A 24,239-nucleotide genomic window follows, 5' to 3' on the forward strand; every position below is an offset into this window, starting at 1 on the left:
CGCGCCCGCTCCCCGGAATCGGCCGATGTGCGGGATCATGGCGGCATGACCGAGGTGTCCTCCCTCACAGGGCGGTTGCTCGTGGCCACCCCAGCCCTTGCGGACCCGAATTTCGACCGCGCGGTGGTGCTGCTCCTCGACCACGACGAGCAGGGCTCCCTCGGCGTGGTCCTCAACCGGCCGACGCCCGTGGGCGTCGGCGACGTCCTGCTGCCCTGGGCGCCGCTGGCCGGCGCCCCCGGTGTGGTCTTCCAGGGCGGACCGGTGGCCATGGACTCGGCCCTGGGGCTCGCGGTGATCCCGGGCGAGGAGGGTCCGCTCGGCTGGCGCCGCGTGCACGGGGCCATCGGACTGGTCGACCTGGAGATGCCGCCGGAGCTGCTGGCCGCGGCCCTGGGGGCCTTGCGGATCTTCGCCGGTTACTCCGGCTGGGGTCCGGGCCAGCTGGAGGCCGAGCTCGGCGAGGGCGCCTGGTACGTGGTGGAGTCGGAGCCCGGTGACGTGTCCTTTCCCGACCCGGAGCGGCTCTGGCGGGCGGTGCTGCGCCGCCAGCGCAGCGACCTCGCGATGGTCGCCACCTATCCGGACGACCCGTCGCTCAACTGACGGGCGCGGGGTTAAGTACCCTGGGTTCCATGAGCACTCTTGAGCCCGAGCGCGGGACTGGCACGGGGACCCTCGTAGAGCCGACGCCGCAGGTGTCGCACGGTGACGGCGACCACGAGCGCTTCGCCCACTACGTCCAGAAGGACAAGATCATGGAGAGCGCGCTCGGGGGCACCCCCGTCGTCGCGCTCTGCGGCAAGGTCTGGGTGCCGGGCCGGGATCCCAAGAAGTACCCGGTCTGCCCCATGTGCAAGGAGATCTACGAGTCCATGGGCCCCGGTGGGGACAAGGACAAGGGCGGCAAGGACAAGTAGTCCGCCCCCCGGCCTCCCTCTTTCGCGGGACCGAGACCCCCGGTGCGCCACAGCGCGTCCGGGGGTCTTTGCCGTGCCCGCACGGAGCGTTAGGGTCGGCGCGACGAGCGCCCTGCGGAACGAGCGTTGCGCAGGGCGCAACCCGCGCACGCAGTCGTGAAGGGCTGACGCATGGACTTGATCCCGGTACCCCGGGTCGCTCTTCTCGACGAGGACGGGCGCCGCTTCACGTTCGGGCCCGAGCCGCTCCTCGACGCCGGGCCGGGAGCCGGTCCCCTCGCGCGCTGGCTGCGGCGGGAACTGGGAGCGGCCACCGGCTGGGAGCTGCCCGCCGCCGGGGCCGGCGTGCGGGCGGAGCTGCGGCTGCGCATCGACCCGGACGTCGAGTGGGACCGGGGGCCGGAGTCGTACCGCATCGACATCGGCCCGGACGGGGCGGAGCTGACCGGCGCGAGCGCGGCCGGGCTGTTCTGGGGCGCCCAGACGCTGCGGCAGCTGCTGGGGCCCGACGCGTACCGGAAGGCTCCGCTGCCCGGCCGCACGTGGAGCCTGCCGTACGCATCCGTCGTGGACGGTCCGCGGTTCGGCTGGCGCGGGATGATGCTGGACGTGGCCCGGCACTTCATGCCCAAGGACGGCGTACTGCGCTACATCGACCTGCTCGCCGCGCACAAGCTCAACGTCCTGCACCTGCACCTGACCGACGACCAGGGCTGGCGGATCGAGATCAAGCGCCACCCGCGCCTCACCGAGGTCGGCGGGTGGCGCCCGCGCAGCCGGTGGGGGCACCGGGCCTCGCCGCTGTGGAACGAGACCCCGCACGGCGGGTACTACACGCAGGACGACATCCGCGAGATCGTCGCGTACGCCGCCGAGCGGCACGTACGGGTGGTGCCGGAGATCGACGTACCGGGGCATTCGCAGGCCGCCATCGCCGCGTACCCGGAGCTGGGGAACACCGACGTGGTCGACACCGCGGCGCTCGGGGTGTGGGACGACTGGGGCATCACCGAGAACGTGCTCGCGCCCACCGAGGCCGTGCTGCGCTTCTACGAGGGGGTCTTCGAGGAGCTGCTGGAACTCTTCCCGGCGGAGGTCTCACCCTTCGTGCACGTGGGCGGGGACGAATGCCCCAAGGCGCAGTGGAAGGCCTCCGCGGTGGCCCAGGAGCGGATCCGCGAGCTGGGTGTGGACGGGGAGGACGGGCTGCAGTCCTGGTTCGTCCGGCACTTCGACGGCTGGCTGGCCGCGCGCGGGCGGCGGCTGATCGGCTGGGACGAGATCCTGGAGGGCGGGCTCGCGGACGGCGCCGCGGTGTCCTCCTGGCGCGGCTACGCGGGCGGGATCGCCGCCGCCGAGGCCGGGCACGACGTGGTCATGTGTCCCGAGCAGCAGGTGTACCTGGACCACCGGCAGGCGGGCGGCGCCGACGAGCCGATGCCCATCGGGTACGTGCGCTCGCTGGAGGACGTCTACCGCTTCGAGCCGGTGCCGCCGAAGCTGTCGCCGGAGGCCGCCGCCCGGGTGCTGGGCGCGCAGGCCAACGTCTGGACCGAGGTGATGGAGAACCAGGACCGGGTCGACTACCAGGTGTTCCCGCGGCTGGTGGCTTTCGCCGAGGTGGTGTGGTCGTGGCAGCCCGAGCCCCCGGAGCGCGACTTCGCGTGGTTCGAGGGGCGGATGGCCGCGCACTACGCGCGGTTGGAGGCGCAGGGGGTCGATTTTCGGCCGCCCGGCGGCCCGTTGCCGCGGCAACGGCGGCCCGGGGTGCCGGGTCGCCCGTTCGAGGGCGCGCCCCCGAACGTGTGACAAGTGGGTGACGGAGTGAACCGGAACCCAAAGAGAACGGGAGCGGAACTCTGGCTCAATTTCCTGCTATACGGGGAAAATCGGGCAATCGGGGAGGAGGGCTGCCGAAGGCGCTGCGACAGGGCCCTACGCCCCGTACGGGACACCGCGCGCGGCGGCGGGGGCGGTGGGCAGACCCTCGCGCCGGGCGGCCCGGAAGATGTGCCAGAGTTGCCACGTCCCGGCGGTGAGCACGTACCGTACGGCGGAACAGGCGTGAGCGCCGGAACCGGGACATCGGGAAGGGGCAGCTGGGTTGACCACGCACGCACCGCACGCACTGGATTCACCTCAGGGGCCGCAGGGCCCGCAGGCGGCGCAGTCCGTGACGCTGCCGGCCTCGCTCGACGAGGCCGTGGCGGCGCTCACCGCCATGCCCGCCGCCGTGCCGGTCGCGGGCGGCACCGACCTGATGGCCGCCGTCAACGCCGGGCTGCTGCGGCCCGCCGCCCTGGTGGGCCTGGGCCGGATCAACGAGATCCGCGGCTGGCAGTACCAGGACGGCCACGCGCTGCTCGGCGCGGGCCTCACGCACGCACGGATGGGGCGGCCGGATTTCGCCGCTCTGATCCCCGCACTGGCCGCCGCCGCCCGCGCCGCCGGCCCCCCGCAGATCCGCAACGCCGGCACCCTCGGCGGCAACATCGCCACCGCCGCGCCCACGGGTGACGCACTGCCCGTGCTGGCCGCGCTGGAGGCCGTACTCGTCATCGTCGGCCCGGACGGGCAGCGGGAGATCCCGGTGTCGTACCTGCTGGCCGGCCGCGAGATGCTGCGGCCCGGTGAACTGATCGGCTTCGTACGGGTGCCCCTGCTGCACGCGCCGCAGGTGTTCCTGAAGGCCACGGGCCGTACCGGGCCCGGGCGCGCGATGGCCTCCGTGGGGCTCGTCCTGGATCCCGCGCGCCGGGGCGTGCGCTGCGCGATCGGCGCGGTCGCCCCGATGCCGCTGCGGCCGCTGGAGGCCGAGCAGTGGGTGGCCTCGCTGATCGACTGGGACGGCGGGCGGAGCCTGGCCCCCGAGGCACTGGAGGCCTTCGGCGAGTACGTCGCGGCCGCCTGCGTGCCCGACCAGGGCGAACCGGTCGCTCCCGGAGTACTGCATCTGCGGCGGACGGTGGCCGTGCTGGCGCGCAGGGCCCTCGGGAGGGCGCTGACCTCATGAGCGAGAACGAGAACGAGAACGTGACCCAGGGGAACGGCACGGCGGGCTGGGGCTGGGAACCCGTCCCGCAGGGCGGCGAGTACGACTCGGACGCCACGGCCTTCGTGAAACTGCCGCAGGACATGCTGGACGCGCTCGGCACCGGGGAGCCGCTCGCGGCACCCGGGCACGGCTACGTGCCGCCGCCGATGATCGTTCCGCTCGGCTCGGGCAGTACGGATCCCGCGGCCACGGGCACATGGACGATTCCGGTGCAGTGGCCGGAGGCCGGCGGCACGGGGCAGGCGGACGCGGCGCACGCGACCGGTGCCGGCCAGGGCTCCGGCGCGGGCCACGGGCAGGGCCCGGGGTCCGGGTCGGTGGGCGGTCCGATTCCGGCGTCGATCCCGATCCCGGCGTCGGTCGCGGCGGCCTTCGCCGAGGCCGAGCCGGAGCAGCAGGCGGCCGACTCGAGCGCGACCGCCGAGTGGCGCTTCCCGGAGGTCGCGCACCAGCCCGAGGCGGACGCTTCGGCGACCGGGCAGTGGGCCGTGCCCGAGTTCGACCAGTACCCCGACCAGTACCCCGACCAGTACTCCGAGCAGCAGAACGACTTCCGGCCGGGCGGGCTGGACGCCGACTGGAGCCAGGCCCCGGCGACGCTGCCGGGCGGCGCCCCGGCTCCGTGGGCCTACCTGACGCAGCAGCCCGCCGGGGACCCGCACGCGGATCCCGGGGCGGGTACGGGCGCCGGTGCGGCGGGCTTCGGTGCGCTGCCCGGTACGGACGAGGCCGCCGCCGCTTCGGCCGCGGCCGAAGCGACCGCGCACGCCGCCGGGCGGCTGCTCGGCGGGCCCGGGGTGGGCGCCGCGGGGCGCGGGCCGCGGGTGCTGGGCGGGCCCGGGGTGGGCACGCCGCTGCCCGAGGGCGAGCCGGTGCACCAGGCCCCGCACGACATCGAGGCCGCGCACGGCCCGGCGGCGGAGCCGGCCGAGGGAGCGAGGGCCGCCGATCACACGGGGCACACGGGGCACGTGGAGCGCCCCGGCCACACGGGCCAGGACGAGTACGCCGGGTACGCGGAGCAGGCCGCCGCGGCCGTCGCCGCCGTGGCCGCCGTCGAGCAGCAGTCGGTGACCTCCGGCGGCCTGGACCTCTTCGGCGGAGTGCGCGCGCAGGAGCAGGCGCCGGCCGCCGAGGCCGCGCGGCCCGACGGCACCGACGCCACCGACGGGCACGGCTTCAGCGCCTTCGGCCACGTGCCGGAGCCCGCGCCCACGGAGGGGCACGGAGCCGCGCACGAAGCCTCGCCGCAGGGTGCCCACAAGGACGCCTACGAGGACGGCCGCGAGGACGGCCGCGAGGACGCCCACGCGGACGCCCACGCGGCGGAGTCGGCCGGAGCGGAGTCCGACCCCGGGAACGGGGACGGGCCGGCCGAGGAGGAGCCCCCGGCCGACCTGACGCCGACCGCGGACACCGCCGACAGCGCGGACGGACTCCCGGACGCGGACACCGCCGAAGGTGTCCCGGTCGAGGTGGCGACGTACGAAGAAGAATCGACCGCCGGGGCCGCCACCCATCACGAGCACCCGTCGGCCTCCTACGTCCTGCGCGTCAACGGCGCCGACCGGCCCGTCACCGGCGCCTGGATCGGCGAGTCCCTGCTGTACGTGCTGCGCGAGCGCCTCGGCCTCGCCGGCGCCAAGGACGGCTGCTCGCAGGGCGAGTGCGGCGCCTGCGCCGTGCAGGTCGACGGCCGGCTCGTCGCCTCCTGCCTGGTGCCCGCGGCGACCGCCGCCGGCAGCGAGGTCCGTACCGTCGAGGGTCTCGCGACCGACGGGGAACTTTCGGACGTCCAGCAGGCGTTGTGCAGGTCGGGCGGGGTGCAGTGCGGGTTCTGCGTGCCCGGCATGGCCATGACGATCCACGACCTGCTGGAGGGCAACCACGCCCCCAGCGAGCTGGAGACCCGGCAGGCCCTGTGCGGCAACCTCTGCCGCTGCTCCGGCTACGCGGGAGTCGTCGACGCCGTGCGCGAGGTCGTGGCCGAGCGCGAGGCGGCAGCCGCCGAGCCCGCGGCACCGGGTTCGGGCACGGGGCCGGGCGCACCGGAGCCGCGTATCCCGCACCAGGCAGCGCCCGGCGAGGGCGGCATCCACCACGGAGGCACGGCGTGAGCGGGCAGGACGCGGCGACCGCGACGACAACGGTGAACACCACGGTGACGACGATGGCCGCCGGCGGATCCGAGGCCACCGAGCCGCAGGAACCGCGCGGAATCGGCGCCTCCGTCCCGGCCGCGGACACCCGCGCCAAGACCGAGGGCACCTTCCCCTACGCCGCCGACCTGTGGGCCGAGGGCCTCCTGTGGGCCGCCGTGCTGCGCTCCCCGCACGCCCACGCCCGGATCCTGTCCATCGACACCACGGCCGCCGCCGAGATGCCCGGCGTACGCGCCGTCGTCACCCACGCCGACGTGCCCGGCGCCACCACGCACGGCCGCCGCATCGCCGACCGGCCGGTCTTCGCGCACGACGTCGTACGCCACCACGGCGAGCCCATCGCCGCCGTCGCCGCCGACCACCCGGACACCGCCCGGCTCGCCGCGGCCGCGATCGCCGTCGAGTACGAACTCCTCGACCCGGTCACCGACCCCGAGCAGTCCTTCGGCGCCCCCGCCCTGCACCCCGACGGCAACCTGATCCGGCACATCCCGCTCCGCTACGGCGACCCGGAGGCCACCGGCGAGGTCGTGGTCGAGGGCTTGTACCGGATCGGCCGCCAGGACCCCGCGCCCATCGGCGCCGAGGCCGGGCTGGCCGTGCCGCGCCCCGACGGCGGCGTGGAGCTCTACACCGCGTCCACCGACCCGCACACCGACCGCGACCTGGCCGCCGCATGCTTCGGACTGGATCCGGACCGCGTGCGCGTCGTCGTCACCGGCGTGCCGGGCGCGACGGCGGACCGCGAGGACGCCGCCTTCCAGCTGCCGCTCGGCCTGCTCGCCCTGCGCACGGGCTGCCCGGTCAAACTGGTCGCCACCCGCGAGGAGTCCTTCCTCGGCCACACCCACCGGCACCCGACGCTGCTGCGCTACCGCCACCACGCGGACGCGGAGGGCCGGTTGGTCAAGGTCGAGGCGCAGATCCTGATGGACGCGGGCGCGTACGCCGACGCCTCCTCGGAATCCCTGGCCGCGGCGGTCGCCTTCGCCTGCGGCCCGTACGTCGTTCCGCACGCCTTCGTCGAGGGCTGGGCGGTACGCACCAACAACCCGCCGTCGGGCCACGTCCGTGGCGAGGGCGCCATGCAGGTGTGCGCCGCGTACGAGGGTCAGATGGACAAGCTCGCGGCCGCCCTCGGCATCGACGGGGCCGAGCTGCGCCTGCGCAACGTCCTGGCGACGGGCGACCTGCTCCCCACCGGCCAGACGGTGACCTGCCCGGCGCCGGTGGCCGAACTGCTGCGCGCGGTGCGCGACTTCGAACTGCCCGCTCTGCCGAAGGACGCCCCCGAGGACGAGTGGCTGCTGCCGGGCGGCCCCGAGGGCGCGGGCGAACCGGGCGCGGTACGGCGCGGGGTCGGCTACGGCGTCGGCATGGTGCACATGCTCGGCGCGGAGGGCACCGACGAGGTCTCCACGGCCACCGTCAAGGTGGTGGGCGGCGCGGCGACGGTCATCTGCGCGGCCGTCGACACCGGCCAGGGCTTCGCCACGCTGGCCCGCCAGATCGTCCAGGAGGTCCTGGGCGTCGACGAGGTCACCATGGCCCCGGTGGACACCGACCAGCCGCCGGCCGGCCCGTCGGCGCACGGCCGCCACACGTGGGTGTCGGGCGGCGCGGTGGAGCGGGCGGCCAAGATGGTCCGCACCCAGCTCCTCCAGCCGATGGCTCACAAGCTGGGCATGTCGACGGAGCTGCTGCAGATCCAGGAAGGCCGCATCACCTCGTACGACGGCGCGTTCTCCATGTCGGTCGCGGAGGCGATGGCCGGCAAGGAACTCTGGGCGACGGCCCAGTGCCGCCCCCACCCGACGGAACCGCTGGACGGGGACGGCCAGGGCGACGCCTTCGTGGGCCTCGCCTTCTGCGCGATCCGCGCGGTGGTGGACGTGGACATCGAACTGGGCTCGGTACGGGTCGTGGAACTCGCCGTCGCCCAGGACGTGGGCCGCATCCTGAACCCCCGCCAGCTGGAGGCCCGTATCGAGGCGGGCGTCACCCAGGGCGTGGGCGCGGCCCTGACGGAGAACCTCCGCACGGTCGCCGGCCTGGTCCGCCACCCGGACCTGACGGGCTACGCCCTGCCGACGGCGCTGGACGCCCCGGCGGTCCGCATCGTCAAACTGGTCGAGGAGCGGGACGTGGTGGCCCCCTTCGGCGCGAAGGCGGCGAGCGCCGTCCCGGTGGTGACGACCCCGGCGGCGGTGGCCTCAGCGGTCCGCGCGGCCACGGGCCGACCGGTCAACCGGCTGCCGATCAGGCCGTCCGCGGCGGTGGGTGCGCCCAACTCGTGACCGTGTGAACCACATTGCATGTGCAACCCCGGACTTGGGGCTGTCGGTACCGGTCGCTAGAGTGATCGGTACGGACGCGCGTGTACGTGTGCACGCGGGTGCGAACGGGGATGGGAAGCGGCGTGAGCGCCGCGACCACGGGGATGACGGGGAGTCGGGAGGCCAACGTGGCAGAGGACAACGGGGCAGGTCTGTTCGGGGTCGACATCGCGGCAGGAGTGTCGGCCGGGATCGCAGCCCAGGCGGCCGCGCAGGGCGCGGCGGCGGCGCTGCGGATCCAGTACGACGACCTGAAGGACTACAAGAACCTGGTGGACGGACTCCTGACGAAGCTTCAGGATTCCCCGGCGCACCACGGGAAGCTGGCGGACGGCACGATGCCGACCGGGGTCCTGGGCACGGGCTTCCCCGCGGCCGACAAGCTCAACACGTCGTACAACATCGTGCACTCGGAGCTGCAGAAGCTGTCGAAGGGGCTCGCAGTGCAGATCGAGGCGCTGGGTATCGCCGTCCAGTCCGCGGGCAAGGGCTACAGCGGGGTGGACGAGGAGGCGAAGCGCCGCATGGCCGCCCTGGCCAAGCAGGCCCACGACCAGTACGTCGAGAAGCGTGACCCGTACGCGGAGAAGACGGCCGAAGGCCCGCAGCCGAACCGGACGGGGAAGGGTATTGATTTCGGATGAGCGGATTCGAGAGCTACACGCACGCACAGCTCTACGCAATGATTGCGGCGCTCGACGATGAGGCGGTCAGCGCCCGTGGGACGCAACTCACCGAGGCCGCCGCAACGATCGAGGAGATCGGAAACAAGCTTAAGGACCACAAGGTCAAGGGCTGGGAGGGCGAGGCGGCCACGGCTTTCCAGAACTGGGTTAACCAGGCGGGAAGCGCCACGCTGGTACTGGCCGAGTACAGCGCCAAGGGCGGCAAGTACCTGACGCAGACGGCCCAGGTCATGCGCGAGGTCAAGCCGAAGAGCGGTACGGGCGACATGCCGAAGTACAGCGCGTCGGCGGAGGCGAGCCTCAAGGAGAACCTGGCGACGTCCCGGGAGTACCACAACGACCCGGACGCGGTGCAGCTCGGGCAGGAGGCGTGGTCGAAGCTGAGCGGAGACCACGCGCGGGCCGTAGACGCGATGAACAAGCTGTCCGGGTCATATGAGCAGTCGTCTTCGGAGATGGACAAAGCGACGATCCCGACGTTCCCGCCGCCGCCGGATGTGCTCGTGCCGCCCGCTCGCTACGGCGAGGAAGACGTGGCCAGGTCGGGCGGAGGATCCGGTGGGGGTGCTGGCTCGGTCGGATCCTCGTACACGCCGGCGAGTTCGGGTAGCGGCGCGTCTTCGAATGACTCGGGCTCGGTAACCGGACATCAGCCGAGGCCGGACAACACGCTTCCGTCGACGCCCGTGCCGGTGATCCCGGACCGCGAGGTGGGTGTGGACCTCGACAGCGTCGCGACGCTTCCGGACCGCACGGCGCCCCCCGTGGCGACCACGCCCGGCGGCCAGCTTCCGACGAGTCCCCTTGGGCCCACCCCCGGACTCATTGCTCCGCCGGTGACTCTTCCGCCGGTCGGCGGGTTGAAGGGGCCGGGCCCCATCGGTACCGGCTCCGGTATCGGTCCGTACCCTGGTCTGACTGGCCCTGGTGCTCCCGGTGGCAAGGTGGGCGGTACGGCTGGCGTGCTCCCGCGTGACAGCGGTATCACCGGCGGCCGTCCCGTGACCTCCACCGGACCCAGCTCGGGCATCCCGCGTGGCACGGTCATCGGCGAGGGTTCTCAGAGCGGCCGCCCCATGGGCGGCGGCGGGATGGGCCACGGTGCCGGCGGCGGCCACGGCAGCAGCCAGGGAGGCTTCGCGGGCGGCCGTCGACTGGCCACCGAGCCGGGCGGTGTGCTCGGAGGGCGTCAGACCGGTGCGGTCGGTCGCCCGATCGCCAGCGGTCAGCCGTTCACCCAGGGCGGCTCGGGCCTCGTTCGCAATGGCGCCGGCGGCGCGGGTATGGGTTCCATGGGCCACGCCGGTGCGGGCACGCGGACTCCGGGCAAGCGGCGGAACGATCAGGGTGGCGAGCGCCCCGACTACCTGACCGAGGACGAAGAGACCTGGCAGGGCAACCGTCGCGTTGCTCCGCCTGTGATCGACTGAGTAGAACGGACATTGCACGGGATGCGCATGCGTAAGGCGACCTCGGCCCTGGTGGGTCTCCTGCTGGCCGGGGTCGCCGCGACCCCGGCCCACGCGGAGACGATTCGATCGCAGCAATGGCATCTCGACGCCATGAAGGCCGACGAGATTTGGAAGATCAGCACCGGTAAAGGGGTCACCGTTGCTGTGATTGACAGTGGAATTACGCAAATTCCCGAATTGGAGGGTCAGTTCGTTCCAGGTAAGACCTTCTCGACGCAAGGCGTCGAGGAACCCGCCGAACAGGGTGGTCACGGCACGGGCATCTCCGCGCTAATCGCAGGAACGGGCAAGCATCCAAGTGGCGATGGCGGGTATGGGCTTGCTCCTGGTGTCAAGATTATGCCCCTCCGTGTTCCCGATGATCAGCAGTGGGCTACGCCATCGTGGGCTGCTGCGATTCGCTACGCCGCAGACTCGGATGCCAAAGTAATCAATATCTCCTTGGGTAGAAGCGGGAAGCCAGAGAACGATGCGACGCGAGCCGAAGCGGTTAGGTACGCGCTCTCAAAGGGGAAGTTGATCTTCGCTGCTGTTGGCAACTCGGGGGATTCGTCAAACGAGCTCGAGTACCCGGGCGCGACACCTGGCGTCGTCGGAGTCGCTGCGGTGGATGCTACGGGTGAACCGAGCAGCGAATCTCAGCACGGCCCCCAAGTTGACCTCACTGCCCCAGGGGTGGACATCGTCTTGGCGTGCGCCGGCAAGACGGGCATCTGCAAGACCCACGGAACCAGTGACTCGTCCGCCCTTGCCTCCGCCTCCGCCGCGCTCCTCTGGTCCGCGCACCCCGACTGGACCAACAACCAGGTCCTCCGTGTCCTTCTGAACACCGCGGGCAAGCCCGTCGACGAATCCGGGCGCAACGACTACGTCGGCTACGGCCTCGTCCGCCCCCGTGTCGCGCTGCAGACGCCCGGTGACCCCGGTCCGGCCGATGTCTACCCGCTGCCCGATCTGGCCGCCGCAGCAGCAGGCGGCGGCAAGCCTTCCGCCTCTCCGGACGGGAAGGCGCCCGACTCCGCGGCGTCCAAGCCGGCCGCCAAGGCCGAGGAGAAGAAGAGCGGCAGCTCGCTTCCCTGGATCGCGCTCGGGCTGGGAGCCTGCGTGCTGATCGGTGGAGCCGTGACCGTGGTCTTCGTACGCCGCAATCGCTGATCCGAACTGATTCCGAACTGATCCGACCTTCTCCGCCTTGATTCGACCTGACCGGCCCTGACTTCGGGAGTTCACGCGATGTCGTTCGACGAGGAATGGTCGGCGGCTCGCGCCTCGGCCTCCGCCAGTGTCACCATGCGCCTCAATCAGGCCCCCGCCGACCCCGGCGGGGGCGGCGGCGCCGACCTGGACCTCAATCAGGACCACATCGGAGCCGTCGGTTCCGAGGCGTACAAGCTGCACACGCGCCTGCAGACCGACGGCAAGCACGCCGCCACCGCCACCGCCGAGGCGGCCGGGGCCCTCACCAAGGAGGGCTTCGCGAGCGGTGCGGCGCTGCTCAAGGTCAACAGCGCCTGGGAGAACCAGGTGAAGACCCTCGTGGCCGCCTGCGCCAACATCTCCAACGGGCTGAACTACTCGCTCGCCTCCCATGCCAAGGACGAGCAGCAGCTCCACGCGGACTTCACCGCGTCCGCGATAGACAAATACCTCAAGTAGGCGGTGCCTTCATGCTGACGTACGAGAACGTGATGAACGCGCCCCTGGGCAAGCTCCAGACGGCCGTCACCGACTGGACGGCGATGGCCGGCAAGCTGGACGAGATGGCCGAGGCCGCTCGCAACGGCATGAAGGCGAAGTCCGACAAGGCCGAGTGGAGCGGGGTCACGGCAGGAGTGGCGCGCGGGTTCGTCGACAAGACGGCCAAGGAGTTCGAGGACGCGGCCAAGGCCGCCAAGGGCATGCACCAGGTCCTCGCCGACGCGCACGCGACGTTCAAGGCCGCCCAGGACGAGCTGAAGAAGCTCGCCGCGGAGGCCCCGGCGGCCGGCTTCCAAGTCGGTGCCGACGGGCGGGTCACCGCCATCCCGCTGCCCACCGAGGGCGAGCGGAACGCGGCCCGGCACGACCCGGACTACCAGCAGGCCCTGAACACGAACCGCAACGCCTGGCAGACCCGGATCAACCGGGCGGTCGAGGACGCGCAGGACGCCGACGACTCGCTTGTCCGGGTTCTCCAGGCGAACGTCACCGACGAACACGACTTCAGTGGACCGAAGTTCACCACTCTCGATGGCGAACAGGCGGCCCGCGCAGCCGATCTGATGAAGAAGGTCACCGGCGAGGGCGGCACGGCCCGCAACGTCGAGGCGCTGCGCGAGCTTGAGGAACTGCTCGACGACAACCGCACGGACCCCGAGTTCTCCACGGGCTTCTACCGGACGATCGGCGCCGAAGGCACCCTGGAGATGTACTCCAAGATGTCCCTGGACGCGACGGGCCTCGGCCCGGCCGGCAAGGACCGTGCGCTGATGGTCGCGAACATCCAGAGCGACATGGGTGCGATGCTCGGCCTCGCGACGCACAAGGACGTCCCCCACCACCTCGACGCCGCCTGGACGACCCAGCTGATGAAGGCTGGCCGCAAGGAGATGGCCGTCTACGGCGGCGTGCAGCAGATCTACGGCTACCAGGCCCTGGGCGCGCTGTTGCGCGAGGGGAAGTACGACACGGAGTTCCTCACCTCGGTCGGCCGCGACATGGTCGCCATGGACCGCAAGGACCCGAGGGCCTGGGAGTTCCACACTCCGTACGGACTGGAGTCCGTCCTCAGCCAGGGCCAGGACGGCCGCGGCTTCTACCCGCTGACCGGCTTGATGAAGGCGCTGGGCAACAATCCGGACGCCGCGACGGCCTTCTTCAACGAGCCGGTGCGCGAGGACAGCAACAAGGACGGCATCGTCACGAAGGACGACAAGCCGGTCGGCGGCCAGCACGGCAAGGACCAGGGCATGGTCGACTACATGCTCGACAAGAAGCCGTACATGGACAGTTTCGACATCAGTCGGACCGGTGACCTGCACCCGGCCCAGCAGGCACTCGGCGACGCCCTCATGTCGGCGGTCTCCCACCGCACGCCGGGTGACGAGGACTCCCCGCCGGTCCCGCACACGAAGGAGATGGCGGCGGTCATGGAGCGGGTCGTCGAGAAGATCGGCGACAAGCCGGAGCTGGTCGACGCGGACCCGGGCGAGCCCGACGGCCCACTGAACGGCCTGTCCGGTCACTTCGGTCAGATGGCGGCCGAGTACATGCCGGACATCCAGGCGTCGGCGGAGAACGGCAGCCGGACGATCAAGGCCAATGGCGAGATGGCCGTGTTCGACAAGGCCGAGATGGCCCGGTTCATCGGGGCGGTGGGCCAGGACCCGGAGGCTTACGGCGCGATCACCACGGCCCAGCGCACCTTCACCACGGCACTGGTCAATGACGTCTTCGCCCATAGGGGCGAGTACGACGACGTCGATGCGGCCGTCAAGGTCGCGGTGCATCCCGGCGGACAGATCGCCGGAATGCTGTCCGAGGCTCGGGCGGAGGGCACCTTCGGTGAGAACGCCCACAAGCAGGAGGAGTACGTCAAGGGCGTCGAGGACAACGCCAAGTGGGTCAACCGCGGAATCACCGCGGCGGGGGGCAAGTACCTCGAGCTTGTGCCGTTGGCCGGCGATGTCGTCGAATGGCTCCAGGAGGACATCACGGAGAGCGTGGTCAAGGGAGCGGAGAAGGACGCGGCGAAGAAGGTCGAGGACAGCAATCAGCGGGCGGGCGAGGAGTACACGCGCGCACAGACCGGCGCATCCGACTCCGCCGCGGACTCGGTCCGCATCGCGGCCCGCGGATCCGGGTTGTCCGAGCGAACCATCGACTCCTACGCGGGTGTCGCGTCCACGGAGACGGCCAACGCCTACTCGAACGGCCGGGACCTGGTGGCCACGATGAACGGCGGATCGTGATGGCTCATTCTCGTACCCACCGTGCGCCGGTCGCAATCGCCGTGGGAGCGGTACTGCTCGCCGGATGCTCCGACGGCAAGGCGTCGGCTGCGCCCGAGCTGCCCGCATCCACCTGCTTCGGGGCTTTCACTCCGGCGGAACTCGCACCTTTCATGGGTACGGGGAGGGAGGTGAGCGTGGACGGGCCGGCCGATGCCCGTCTGAGCGCCGGGCGGGAGAGTGCGATCTGCAACATCTATGTGGACGGGAAGACCCGCTTCTTCGCGACGGTGGAACGTTTGCCGAAGGGACAGCACTTCTTCTGGGCCCCTGCGGTCGATGAGCAGAATCCGGAGCCGCTTCCCTTCGCAGAGAACAGCAAGCTGTGGGACAGCGGCGCCGCGATCTTCCTCTCGTGCACCGGCCCTACTGAGGCCTTCGAGCTCAAGGTGTGGCTCGACGGCTCGACGGAGCAGATCAAGCAGGAGGAACGCCGCCCCCTGTTCGCGGGGCTCATGAAGAAGTACCTGGACTTCGCCAGGGAGCAGGCCGGCTGCGGCGCCTGAGGCGGACAAGGCGAAGGACGCTCAGGGGTGCGCCTGCCCCTGAGCGTCCCGCCGCGAAGCCGTGACCGGAATCGAACCGGCGTAACCCGCTTTGCAGGCGAGTCCCTCAACCACTCGGGCACACGGCTCTGTGGTGGTGATGTGCACGACCGTACGGGGGCCCGTGGGGTCGGGGAAGGGGATCGCGGGTCGTGCAATGCGACTGCCATGCCGCGTTAACAGTCCGGCGGACCTAGGTCTCGCGGCCGAGGGCGGGATCCGTCGAATTGACAGGGTCGATCGCGGGCTACGCACCTTACTCTGGGGCGATGAGCGCCCTTGAACCCCGTGTGCCCCAGCGAACCGCACCGCCCCCGCCCCTGCCCGCGGGCGGGGTTCTCGGGCCCGCGTACCGGACGCTCAGCATCGGGATCATCTCCGTGGTCTTCCTCATCGCCTTCGAGGCCACCGCCGTCGGTACGGCCATGCCCGTCGCCGCCCGCGAGCTCGAGGGCGTCGGGCTCTACGCCTTCGCCTTCTCCGCCTACTTCACCACCAGCCTCTTCGGCATGGTCCTGGCCGGCCAGTGGGCCGACCGGCAGGGGCCGCTGCGGCCCCTGACCGTCGGGATCGCCGCCTTCGCCGCCGGGCTCGTGGTCTCCGGGACCGCGGGCGCCATGTGGGTGTTCGTGCTCGGCCGGGCCGTGCAGGGCTTCGGTGGCGGGCTGGTCATCGTCGCCCTCTACGTCGTCGTCAGCCGGGCCTACGAGGAGCGGCTGCGGCCCGCGATCATGGCCGCCTTCGCGGCCGGCTGGGTGGTCCCCTCGATCGTCGGGCCGCTGGCCTCAGGGACGGTCACCGAGCACCTCGGGTGGCGGTGGGTGTTCCTCGGGATACCGGCGCTGGTGGTGGTCCCCCTGGTGGTGGCGCTGCCCGCGATACGGCGGACCGCGTCCGGGCCCGTGGACCCCGACGCCCCGCCCGTGGCCTTCGACCGACGGCGGATCCGGCTGGCCCTCGGCATCTCGGTGGGGGCGGGGCTGCTCCAGTACGCCGCCCAGGACCTGCGGTGGCTCTCGCTCGCGCCGGGCATCGCCGGCGCCGCGCTGCTGGTGCCGGCCGTGCTGGGGCTGCTGCCGCGCGGGACCTACCGGGCGCGGCGCGGGCTGCCGTCCGTGGTGCTGCTGCGCGGGGTGGCCGCCGGGTCGTTCATCGCGGCGGAGAGTTTCGTACCGCTGATGCTGGTCACCCAGCGGGGGTTGAGCCCGACGATGGCCGGGTTCTCGCTCGCCCTGGGCGGGCTCACCTGGGCGGGCGGCTCGTGGGTGCAGTCCAAGGGCCGGATGGCGCCCTACCGGGAAAGGCTGATGGTGGGCGGGATGGTGCTGGTGGCGATGGCCATCGCCGCGGCCCCCGCCGTGTTGATCGAATCGGTGCCGGTGTGGACGCTGGCGCTGGCCTGGGCGGTGCGCTGCCTGGGCATGGGGCTGGTGATCGGCTCCACGAGCGTGCTGCTGCTCCAGCTGTCGGCGCCGGCGGAGGCGGGGTCCAATTCGGCCGCGCTGCAGATCTCGGACGCGCTGGCCAATGTGGTGCTGCTGGCGGGCGGGGGCGCCGCCTTCGCCGCGCTGGGCGGTGGCGCGGTCGGTGCCTCCCACGCCCTGACGGACGGGGCGTCGGCCTCGCACCCGGCAGCCTTCGCCGTGGTGTTCCTGCCGATGGCCTGCGTGGCGCTGGTCGGCGCCTGGGTCGCGACCCGGCTGGACCCCGCCGAAGCCTGAGCACCGCGCAATGAAGCCTGAGCACCGCGGAATGAAGCCTGAGCACCGCGGAATGGTGCGGCAGCGCCGCCGGGAATTCGGCTGCGTCGCGCAGGGCCCCGGTACTACCGTTCCGGCCATGAACGAGTTGATCATCCGGTTGTCCGACGCCGAGCGGGCGGAGTGCGCCGACCTGGCCGACGCCACCGGCCGCACGCCCGAGGAGCTCGCGCTCGACGCCGTACGGGCGCTGCTGCGGGCCGAGCGGGACCGGGTCGGGGCCGAGGCGCGGCGGCTCGCTCTGCGGCACGCGCCCCTGCTGAAGCGGCTCGGCACATGAGCGGGCCCCGCACGAGCGCCGCCGCGGCCCCGGTGCGCCACCTCACGCTCGCCGAGGTCCTGGACCTGGCCCGGTACGCCTGCCTGGCCCAGGACCAGCCCGTGGAGCTGCGTGCCCCCGGGCTGCTGGAGTCGGCGCTGCACCGGCCCCGCGCCCTGGGGGCACCTCCCAGCGGTAGCTGGGGGAGTTCGGGACGCCGGCCTACGAGGACCTGTACGAGCAGGCCGCCGCGCTGCTCCACGCCATCGCGACGAACCACCCCCTGGTCGACGGGAACAAACGCACCGCCTGGCTCGCCGCGGCGACGTTCCTCGCCGTGAACGGTGTCGACCCGGGCGGCGCGGACCAGGAAATCGCCTACGACCTGGTCATCGACGTGGCCGCCGGGCACGAGACGGATGTCGCGCGGATCGCCGCCCGACTGCGGGCGCTGACCGAAGCGGTGTGACGCTCGCCGCACCCGCCGAGGTCACGGGCCTGTCCCTCCGCGAGGGGCGGGCCCGGGCCGGTAGGGTGGCCCGGTTGTCCTACGTACGACTGACTGCCACCCGTACCAGATACGCCGAGAGCACGAACCGGAGACCGTGACTACTACCGCCTCCCACCACCTCTCACCCGCCTTCCCCGGCCGTGCCCCCTGGGGTACCGCCAACAAGCTGCGCGCCTGGCAGCAGGGGGCGCTCGACCGCTACATCCAGAACCAGCCGCGGGACTTCCTCGCGGTCGCCACGCCCGGCGCCGGCAAGACCACCTTCGCGCTCACCCTCGCCTCCTGGCTGCTGCACCACCACATCATTCAGCAGGTGACCGTGGTCGCGCCGACCGAGCACCTGAAGAAGCAGTGGGCGGAGGCGGCCGCGCGGATAGGTATCCGGCTCGACCCCGAGTACTCCGCCGGACCGCTCAGCAAGGACTACCACGGGGTCGCCGTCACCTATGCCGGTGTCGGCGTGCGCCCGATGCTGCACCGCAACCGCTGCGAGCAGCGCAAGACCCTCGTCATCCTCGACGAGATCCACCACGCCGGTGACTCGAAGTCCTGGGGCGAGGCCTGCCTGGAGGCCTTCGACCCGGCGACCCGGCGCCTGGCCCTGACCGGTACGCCCTTCCGGTCCGACACGAACCCGATCCCCTTCGTCACGTACGAGGAGGGCAACGACGGGATCCGGCGGTCCTCCGCCGACTACACCTACGGCTACGGCAACGCGCTCGGCGACGGCGTCGTGCGGCCGGTCATCTTCCTCTCCTACAGCGGCAACATGCGCTGGCGGACCAAGGCCGGCGACGAGATCGCCGCCCGGCTCGGCGAGCCGATGACCAAGGACGCCATCTCCCAGGCCTGGCGCACCGCGCTGGACCCGCGCGGCGACTGGATGCCGAACGTGCTGCGCGCCGCCGACCGGCGGCTGACGGAGGTCAGGAAGGGCATCCCGGATGCCGGGGGCCTCGTCATCGCCTCCGACCAGGAATCGGCACGCGCCTACGCCAAGCTGCTGCGGGACATCACCGGCAGCAAGGTGACCGTGGTGCTCTCCGACGAAACCGCCGCATCCAAGCGGATCGACGAGTTCAGCGAGGACGGCAGCCGCTGGATGGTCGCGGTCCGGATGGTGTCCGAGGGCGTCGACGTCCCGCGCCTCGCGGTGGGCGTCTACGCCACCACCATCTCCACGCCACTGTTCTTCGCGCAGGCCGTCGGACGTTTCGTGCGTTCGCGCAGGCGCGGCGAGACCGCCTCCGTGTTCCTTCCGACCATTCCCTACCTCCTCGGCTTCGCCAACGAGATGGAGGTCGAGCGCGACCACGTCCTCGACAAGCCCAAGAAGCAGGGCGAGGAGGATCCGTACGCCGAGTCCGAGAAGGAGATGGACGAGGCGAACAAACAGGAGGACGAGGACACCGGCGAAGAGGAGCAGATGTCCTTCGAGGCGCTGGAGTCCGACGCGGTCTTCGACCGGGTCCTCTACGACGGCGCCGAGTTCGGCATGCAGGCGCACCCGGGCAGCGAGGAGGAGCAGGACTACCTCGGCATCCCCGGGCTGCTGGAGCCGGACCAGGTGCAGATGCTGCTGCAGAAGCGGCAGTCCCGGCAGATCGCGCACAGCCGGCGCAAGCCGGACGCGGAGGCGGACCTGCTGGAGCTGCCCGCGGACCGGCGGCCCGTGGTCTCGCACAAGGAACTGCTGGAACTGCGGAAGTCGCTGAACACGATGGTGGGCGCGTACGTCCACCAGAGCGGCAAGCCGCACGGGGTCATCCACACCGAGCTGCGGCGGGTGTGCGGCGGTCCGCCGAGCGCCGAGGCGACCGCGGGGCAGCTGCGCGAGCGCATCAAGAAGGTGCAGGAGTGGGCCACCCGTATGCGGTGAATTGATACGGAAGATGAGGCGGGGTCCGTGCGGAGGTTCGCACGGACCCCGTTCTGCGTCCGTAACGGCCATATAAAGATCTACTTTCGGATCGGGGTCACGAATCGACACCGAGATCGATCAGGAAACGGCATAAACAGGTAGCGCGCGCCCGGATTCTGGACGAGCCCTTCCGCTGAGCGGACCTGCTCGCTACTGTCCCCGCAACAAACGCACCGTGGCAGCGCCGCCGCGGGAGCGCAGCCGGTGCAATGGCCGCTACCGGCGGCCTCTCCGTGCGTCGCCGCGGGACCGGCGACGTGCCGCCCCGAGAGTCACCGCCGCTCACCGAAAGAGGGAGAGGCGTCGTGACCGCGGAAACCTCCCAGACTCTCGACAGAGGGCTCAGAGTCCTCAAACTGCTCGCCGACACCGACCACGGTCTGACCGTCACCGAGCTCTCCAACCGCCTCGGTGTGAACCGCACCGTGGTCTACCGGCTCCTCGCGACCCTCGAACAGCACGCCCTGGTCCGCCGCGACCTCGGCGGCCGGGCCCGGGTCGGCCTCGGAGTGCTGCGGCTGGGCCGACAGGTCCACCCGCTCGTACGCGAGGCCGCCCTGCCCGCGCTGCGGTCCCTCGCCGAGGACATAGGCGCCACCGCGCACCTGACCCTCGTCGACGGCACCGAGGCGCTCGCCGTCGCCGTCGTGGAGCCGACCTGGACGGACTACCACGTGGCCTACCGGGCCGGCTTCCGCCACCCGCTGGACCGCGGGGCCGCCGGGCGGGCCATCCTGGCGGCCCGTCAGGGCTCGCTCATCGAGCCCGGGTACACGCTGACCCACGGGGAGCTGGAAGCGGGCGCCAGTGGCGCTGCCGCGCCGCTCGTGGGCATCACCGGGCTGGAGGGCAGCGTCGGCGTCGTCATGCTGGCGGACGCGGTGCCGGAGCGGGTGGGGCCGCGGGTGGTCGACGCGGCGCGTGAGGTGGCTGACGCCCTGCGCTGAGCGGTGGGCCCGGCGGTCGCTGCCGGGTGCGGCGGCGTCGCTGGGGGCGCTGCCCCCGGACCCCCGCGCCTCAAACGCCGGCGGGGCTGAATGAGCGCCTCAAACGCCGGCGGGGCTGGGGTGAGCGCCTCAAGCGCCGGTGGGCTGGAGGAGCCGGTGGGGCTGGGGGGTGGTCCGGCGGGGTTGGGGCGGGTGGGCGGATAGATTGGGTGGGTGCTCTCACGCCTCACACGTCTGCCGCGTCCCGCTGCCCTCGCCGTCTGCGCCGTACCCGTGCTCGGGCTGTTCGTCGCGGCGGCCTTCGCGCCGCTGCCCTTCGTGGTCGCCATTCCCGGGCTCACGGCCGATGTGCTGGGCTCCGACCAGGGCAAGCCGGTGATCAGTGTCACCGGGGCCCCGGTCCGGGACACCAAGGGTGAGCTGCGGATGACCACCATCCGGGCCACCGGCCCGTCCTCGTCCATGAAGCTGCACGAGCTCGTCGGCCACTGGTTCAAGACCGATCAGGCGGTCATGCCCCGGGAGGCCGTCTATTCCTCGGGCGGAAGCGACGAGGAGATCGAGAAGCACAATCTGGAGGAAATGGCCACGTCGCAGTCGGCCGCCGCCGACGCCGCCCTCGGCTATCTCCACAAGGACCCCAAGGACGTGAAGGTCGACCTCAACCTCGCCGACGTCGGCGGCCCGAGCGCCGGACTGCTCTTCTCCCTCGGCATCGTCAACAAGCTCGACGGCGACGGCAGCGGTGGCGACCTCACCGGCGGTCGCAGCATCGCCGGTACGGGCACCATCACCGCCGACGGCGCGGTCGGTGCGGTCGGCGGGGTGGCCCTGAAGACCCAGGCCGCGCGGCGCGACGGGGCGAGCGTGTTCCTCGTACCGAAGGCCGAGTGCGCGGACGCGCAGTCGGAGCTTCCCGAGGGGCTGCGGCTCGTCCCCGTCACTTCGCTGACGGATGCGGTGAACTCCCTTCGCGCACTGAACCGTGGCGAGGCCGTTCCGAGCTGCTGACGGCCGGCCCGGGCCCCGACTCCGGCTGCCGGTCCAGTCCGCGCCAGGCCGGGAAGACCATCGGGGCGAGCGTCGTCACCAGGTACGTGCCGCCGAACAGCAGCAGCGCCGTGGCGACCCCGAACCCGTCGACCAGCAGCCCCGCCGCGAGTCCGCCCAGCGGCATGGTCAGCTCGCAGCCCGCCGTGGCCACGCCCGAGACGCGGCTGCGCAGCGCCTCCGGCACCTGCTCGTACATGACGGTGGTCAGGATCGGGTTGAGCATGCCCGCGCCCAGGCCGGCCAGCGCCATCGTGACGGCCAGCGGCAGGGTCGTGTCGGTGACGGCGGCCACCACGTACCGGGTCGCCCCGGAGAGCAGGAAGGCCGCCGTGAACACCGCCCGGCGCGGGAACCGCTCGCCCCACATTCCGTAGAGGAGCGCGCCCAGCAGCGCGAAGCCGCCGAAGAGGGAGATCATCAGGCCGATCGCGGCGGGGCCGCCGAGGTTCTCCTGGCCGTGGACCGGCAGCAGGACCGAGGACCAGCCCTGGTCCAGCCCGTTGGTCATCATCACCATCACGGTGACGCCCAGCAGCAGCCGGGTGCGGGCCATGAAGGCCCAGCCCTCGGCGAGTTCGGCGCGGTACGTCCCGAAGGACACCTTCCCGGCGGTGCGCTGCGGTTCGGCGGCCGGGACCCCGCGCAGGAAGGCGGTGACCAGCAGCGCCGATGCCCCGAAGGTCGCCGCGTCCAGCAGCAGTACGGTCTCGGCGTCGAACGCCGCGATGAGCAGGCCGGCCACCGCGGCCCCGATCATCCGGGCGCCGCGCGAGACCGCGTCGTAGAGCCCGGCGGCCCGGGTGATGGTGGTGCCGGCGTGCTCGGCGAGATGGGGCAGGAGCACGGCGCGGGCGGTCAGGCCCGGGGTGTGCACGAGGCCGCCGACGGCCATCAGCGCGCACAGCATCCAGAACTCCAGCAGGCCCGCGTAGTGCAGCAGCGGGATCGCGCCGACCGACAGGCCGCTGATCAGGTCGGAGGCGGCGGAGACCCGGCGGCGGCCGATCCGGTCGATGACCGGTCCGCCGACGAGGGCGGCCACGACGACGGGCAGGGTCGCGCAGAAGGCGACGAGCCCGGCCCGGCCGGCGCTGCCCGTGGTGTGGAGCACGAACATTGGAACGCCGATGAGGGTGAGTGAACTCCCGGCTATGGAGATGGTGTTGGCGGCCAGTACGCCGACCAGCGGGCGCTTGTCCGTACGGCGCTCCGCGCGCGGCGGCCCGTCGGGGGTTAAGGCGAGCACAGCGGGACTCCTGGAGAGGTGGGGGAGGGGCGGCGGGGTGCGGCGGGTGCGGCGGAGCCGCTACTCGGGCGCACCCAGCGGGAAGACGTGCGTGTGGAGGCGGACCGTCTGCGTGCCCTGAGCCTCGGGCAGGCCGCGGTAGTCGTTGATCAGGTCGTGGATCCTGTGGAGCAGTTCCTCGCTCTGCCCGGCGGTCAGCCGCAGCGTGAAGTTGCTGAGGTCGGAGCCGCTGCGCCACTGCGTGGGCCAGTCGCCCGCGGACCGGAGCCAGGCATCGAGCTCCTGGGCGTGGGTCGCGGCGATCTCCCGCAGGAAGACGTCCGCCGCGCCGCGCGTGGCCGGGTCGGCGTCGCGCATCAGCGACTCGTCGAGGCTGGTGCCCTCGTGGGCGGCCCGCCACCAGCGCTCGCGGCCCTTGCCGTGCCCGGGCGCGTCCTCGACGAAGCCGTGGGTGGCGAGCTGGCGCAGGTGGTAGCTGGTGGAGCCGCTGGACTCGCCGAAGCGTTCGGCGAGTTGGGACGCGGTCGCCGGTCCGTCGTGGCGCAGGGCGGTCAGCATGCGCATGCGCAGGGGATGGGCGAGGCCGCGCAGGGAGCGTGCGTCGAGCGCGCGGACCTGGGGCTCCGCCGGATGGGCCGGCTCCACCTGCTCTACCGGCTCCACCGGGCTGGGGTTCTCGGGCATGGCTCGACGATAGAGTTGCAAAGACTTCTATGCAAGGATTTCTTTGCAACGCCTTCTTCGGATGTCGGGGTCATCCTGCTCAGGCCCGGGTGTCGTCCTCCGCCGCCTGCTCCACCAGCGGGATGATCCGCAGCGGTACCGGGTTCTCCATGACGATCGCCGTCGACGCCCGCACGATCCCCTCGAAGCCGACGACACGGTCGATCACCCGCTGGAGGTCGGCGTTCGACCGGGCCACCAGCCGGCACAGCATGTCCCCGTGCCCGGTCGTGGTGTGCAGCTCCAGCACCTCCGGCACCCCGTTCAGGTGGGCCCGTACGTCCGCCCCCTGTCCCTGCTTGATCTCCAGCGTCGCGAAGGCGGTCACCGGATAGCCGAGGGCCGTCGGGTCGACCTGCGGGCCGAACCCGCGGATCACCCCGTTCGACTGGAGCCGGTCCAGGCGTGCCTGCACCGTCCCGCGGGCCACGCCGAGCCTGCGCGAGGCCTCCAGGACCCCGATCCGGGGCTCGCGGGCGAGCAGGACGATGAGCCGGCCGTCGAGTTCGTCGATACCCATGGATGCCTCCGAGTGCCCACGCGTGCTCGCGGGTGGTCATAGTGCACAGATGTTTCAGCCAGCCTGCGGTCATCCTGAACAGTTTGTACAGTCAATCGGGGAACTATTGCGCAGCTTGTGGATCGGCGGGACTC

20 protein-coding genes, 1 tRNA gene and 1 pseudogene are annotated in these 24,239 nt (G+C 72.0%); 18 read left to right on the plus strand and 4 right to left on the minus strand.

Features of this window, described 5'->3' with window-relative positions; genetic code table 11:
• The first annotated feature begins 45 nt into the window (after positions 1-45).
• The 12 genes from ACIQZO_RS11130 to ACIQZO_RS11185 all read left to right on the plus strand — a co-directional run bounded on the left by ACIQZO_RS11130 (position 46) and on the right by ACIQZO_RS11185 (position 15,126).
• Positions 46-606 carry a YqgE/AlgH family protein gene (locus tag ACIQZO_RS11130; RefSeq protein ID WP_403623486.1) on the plus strand — a complete coding sequence of 187 codons (561 nt, stop codon included), beginning with the start codon at positions 46-48 and terminating at the stop codon, positions 604-606.
• Positions 607-635: 29 nt separating this feature from the next.
• The gene (locus ACIQZO_RS11135; RefSeq protein WP_030161320.1) at positions 636-920 is read left to right on the plus strand and encodes a DUF3039 domain-containing protein; all 285 of its coding nucleotides are present in this window, start codon (positions 636-638) and stop codon (positions 918-920) included.
• Between the two features lie 171 nt (positions 921-1,091).
• The gene (locus tag ACIQZO_RS11140; protein WP_403623489.1) at positions 1,092-2,729 is read left to right on the plus strand and encodes a beta-N-acetylhexosaminidase; all 1,638 of its coding nucleotides are present in this window, start codon (positions 1,092-1,094) and stop codon (positions 2,727-2,729) included.
• Between the two features lie 319 nt (positions 2,730-3,048).
• The gene (locus ACIQZO_RS11145; protein WP_403624242.1) at positions 3,049-3,933 is read left to right on the plus strand and encodes an FAD binding domain-containing protein; all 885 of its coding nucleotides are present in this window, start codon (positions 3,049-3,051) and stop codon (positions 3,931-3,933) included.
• Positions 3,930-6,092, plus strand: coding sequence for a (2Fe-2S)-binding protein (locus ACIQZO_RS11150; protein ID WP_403623492.1), 2,163 nt, complete (start codon positions 3,930-3,932; stop codon positions 6,090-6,092). The genes ACIQZO_RS11145 and ACIQZO_RS11150 overlap by 4 nt, the downstream gene beginning before the upstream one ends.
• Before the next feature lie 53 nt (positions 6,093-6,145).
• A complete protein-coding gene (locus ACIQZO_RS11155) occupies positions 6,146-8,434 on the plus strand; it encodes a xanthine dehydrogenase family protein molybdopterin-binding subunit (protein ID WP_403624244.1) in 2,289 nt (762 codons plus the stop codon).
• Between the two features lie 167 nt (positions 8,435-8,601).
• Positions 8,602-9,117 carry a hypothetical protein gene (locus ACIQZO_RS11160; RefSeq protein ID WP_403623495.1) on the plus strand — a complete coding sequence of 172 codons (516 nt, stop codon included), beginning with the start codon at positions 8,602-8,604 and terminating at the stop codon, positions 9,115-9,117.
• The gene (locus ACIQZO_RS11165) at positions 9,114-10,589 is read left to right on the plus strand and encodes a WXG100 family type VII secretion target (RefSeq protein WP_403623498.1); all 1,476 of its coding nucleotides are present in this window, start codon (positions 9,114-9,116) and stop codon (positions 10,587-10,589) included. The genes ACIQZO_RS11160 and ACIQZO_RS11165 overlap by 4 nt, the downstream gene beginning before the upstream one ends.
• Positions 10,590-10,610: 21 nt before the next feature.
• A complete protein-coding gene (gene mycP / locus ACIQZO_RS11170; RefSeq protein WP_403623501.1) occupies positions 10,611-11,786 on the plus strand; it encodes a type VII secretion-associated serine protease mycosin in 1,176 nt (391 codons plus the stop codon).
• 78 nt (positions 11,787-11,864) lie between these two features.
• Positions 11,865-12,287 carry a hypothetical protein gene (locus tag ACIQZO_RS11175; RefSeq protein WP_403623503.1) on the plus strand — a complete coding sequence of 141 codons (423 nt, stop codon included), beginning with the start codon at positions 11,865-11,867 and terminating at the stop codon, positions 12,285-12,287.
• An 11-nt stretch (positions 12,288-12,298) separates the two neighbouring features.
• Complete coding sequence (locus tag ACIQZO_RS11180) at positions 12,299-14,581, plus strand: hypothetical protein (RefSeq protein ID WP_403623506.1); 2,283 nt, start codon at positions 12,299-12,301, stop codon at positions 14,579-14,581.
• Positions 14,582-14,757: 176 nt separating this feature from the next.
• Positions 14,758-15,126 carry a hypothetical protein gene (locus ACIQZO_RS11185; RefSeq protein WP_403623509.1) on the plus strand — a complete coding sequence of 123 codons (369 nt, stop codon included), beginning with the start codon at positions 14,758-14,760 and terminating at the stop codon, positions 15,124-15,126.
• Between the two features lie 56 nt (positions 15,127-15,182).
• Here the strand turns inward: ACIQZO_RS11185 and ACIQZO_RS11190 are convergent.
• Positions 15,183-15,254, minus strand: a tRNA-Cys gene (locus ACIQZO_RS11190).
• 180 nt (positions 15,255-15,434) lie between these two features.
• Between ACIQZO_RS11190 and ACIQZO_RS11195 the strand changes: the two genes are divergently transcribed.
• The 6 genes and pseudogenes from ACIQZO_RS11195 to ACIQZO_RS11220 all read left to right on the plus strand — a co-directional run bounded on the left by ACIQZO_RS11195 (position 15,435) and on the right by ACIQZO_RS11220 (position 21,574).
• Positions 15,435-16,886 (plus strand): MFS transporter, encoded by a 1,452-nt coding sequence (locus ACIQZO_RS11195; RefSeq protein WP_403623512.1) that lies wholly within the window; start codon positions 15,435-15,437, stop codon positions 16,884-16,886.
• Positions 16,887-17,004: 118 nt separating this feature from the next.
• Positions 17,005-17,205 carry a hypothetical protein gene (locus ACIQZO_RS11200; protein ID WP_403623515.1) on the plus strand — a complete coding sequence of 67 codons (201 nt, stop codon included), beginning with the start codon at positions 17,005-17,007 and terminating at the stop codon, positions 17,203-17,205.
• Positions 17,202-17,653 (plus strand): annotated as a pseudogene (locus tag ACIQZO_RS11205) (type II toxin-antitoxin system death-on-curing family toxin). The gene ACIQZO_RS11200 and the pseudogene ACIQZO_RS11205 overlap by 4 nt, the downstream one beginning before the upstream one ends.
• A 136-nt stretch (positions 17,654-17,789) precedes the next feature.
• Positions 17,790-19,574 carry a DEAD/DEAH box helicase gene (locus ACIQZO_RS11210; RefSeq protein ID WP_403623518.1) on the plus strand — a complete coding sequence of 595 codons (1,785 nt, stop codon included), beginning with the start codon at positions 17,790-17,792 and terminating at the stop codon, positions 19,572-19,574.
• Positions 19,575-19,921: 347 nt separating this feature from the next.
• The gene (locus ACIQZO_RS11215; protein ID WP_007264382.1) at positions 19,922-20,563 is read left to right on the plus strand and encodes an IclR family transcriptional regulator; all 642 of its coding nucleotides are present in this window, start codon (positions 19,922-19,924) and stop codon (positions 20,561-20,563) included.
• A 213-nt stretch (positions 20,564-20,776) separates the two neighbouring features.
• A complete protein-coding gene (locus tag ACIQZO_RS11220; RefSeq protein WP_403623522.1) occupies positions 20,777-21,574 on the plus strand; it encodes a S16 family serine protease in 798 nt (265 codons plus the stop codon).
• Here the strand turns inward: ACIQZO_RS11220 and ACIQZO_RS11225 are convergent.
• The 3 genes from ACIQZO_RS11225 to ACIQZO_RS11235 all read right to left on the minus strand — a co-directional run bounded on the left by ACIQZO_RS11225 (position 21,504) and on the right by ACIQZO_RS11235 (position 24,105).
• Complete coding sequence (locus ACIQZO_RS11225) at positions 21,504-22,862, minus strand: MFS transporter (RefSeq protein WP_403623525.1); 1,359 nt, start codon at positions 22,860-22,862, stop codon at positions 21,504-21,506. The genes ACIQZO_RS11220 and ACIQZO_RS11225 overlap by 71 nt on opposite strands.
• 60 nt (positions 22,863-22,922) lie before the next feature.
• Positions 22,923-23,546, minus strand: coding sequence for an ArsR/SmtB family transcription factor (locus tag ACIQZO_RS11230; protein WP_403623528.1), 624 nt, complete (start codon positions 23,544-23,546; stop codon positions 22,923-22,925).
• 79 nt (positions 23,547-23,625) lie between these two features.
• A complete protein-coding gene (locus ACIQZO_RS11235; protein WP_033226610.1) occupies positions 23,626-24,105 on the minus strand; it encodes an Lrp/AsnC family transcriptional regulator in 480 nt (159 codons plus the stop codon).
• Positions 24,106-24,239 lie beyond the last annotated feature (134 nt).

This window comes from Streptomyces sp. NPDC097617 (assembly GCF_044761485.1).
Lineage (GTDB): Bacteria > Actinomycetota > Actinomycetes > Streptomycetales > Streptomycetaceae > Streptomyces.

What these genes read in the sequence shown, in the direction of transcription:
- ACIQZO_RS11130 (WP_403623486.1), top strand. Translation starts at nt 46, where the DNA reads ATGACCGAGGTGTCCTCCCTCACAGGGCGGTTGCTCGTGGCCACCCCA.
- ACIQZO_RS11135 (WP_030161320.1), top strand. Translation starts at nt 636, where the DNA reads ATGAGCACTCTTGAGCCCGAGCGCGGGACTGGCACGGGGACCCTCGTA.
- ACIQZO_RS11140 (WP_403623489.1), top strand. Translation starts at nt 1,092, where the DNA reads ATGGACTTGATCCCGGTACCCCGGGTCGCTCTTCTCGACGAGGACGGG.
- ACIQZO_RS11150 (WP_403623492.1), top strand. Translation starts at nt 3,930, where the DNA reads ATGAGCGAGAACGAGAACGAGAACGTGACCCAGGGGAACGGCACGGCG.
- ACIQZO_RS11155 (WP_403624244.1), top strand. Translation starts at nt 6,146, where the DNA reads ATGGCCGCCGGCGGATCCGAGGCCACCGAGCCGCAGGAACCGCGCGGA.
- ACIQZO_RS11165 (WP_403623498.1), top strand. Translation starts at nt 9,114, where the DNA reads ATGAGCGGATTCGAGAGCTACACGCACGCACAGCTCTACGCAATGATT.
- mycP (WP_403623501.1), top strand. Translation starts at nt 10,611, where the DNA reads ATGCGCATGCGTAAGGCGACCTCGGCCCTGGTGGGTCTCCTGCTGGCC.
- ACIQZO_RS11175 (WP_403623503.1), top strand. Translation starts at nt 11,865, where the DNA reads ATGTCGTTCGACGAGGAATGGTCGGCGGCTCGCGCCTCGGCCTCCGCC.
- ACIQZO_RS11180 (WP_403623506.1), top strand. Translation starts at nt 12,299, where the DNA reads ATGCTGACGTACGAGAACGTGATGAACGCGCCCCTGGGCAAGCTCCAG.
- ACIQZO_RS11195 (WP_403623512.1), top strand. Translation starts at nt 15,435, where the DNA reads ATGAGCGCCCTTGAACCCCGTGTGCCCCAGCGAACCGCACCGCCCCCG.
- ACIQZO_RS11200 (WP_403623515.1), top strand. Translation starts at nt 17,005, where the DNA reads ATGAACGAGTTGATCATCCGGTTGTCCGACGCCGAGCGGGCGGAGTGC.
- ACIQZO_RS11230 (WP_403623528.1), bottom strand. Translation starts at nt 23,546, where the DNA reads ATGCCCGAGAACCCCAGCCCGGTGGAGCCGGTAGAGCAGGTGGAGCCG.
- ACIQZO_RS11235 (WP_033226610.1), bottom strand. Translation starts at nt 24,105, where the DNA reads ATGGGTATCGACGAACTCGACGGCCGGCTCATCGTCCTGCTCGCCCGC.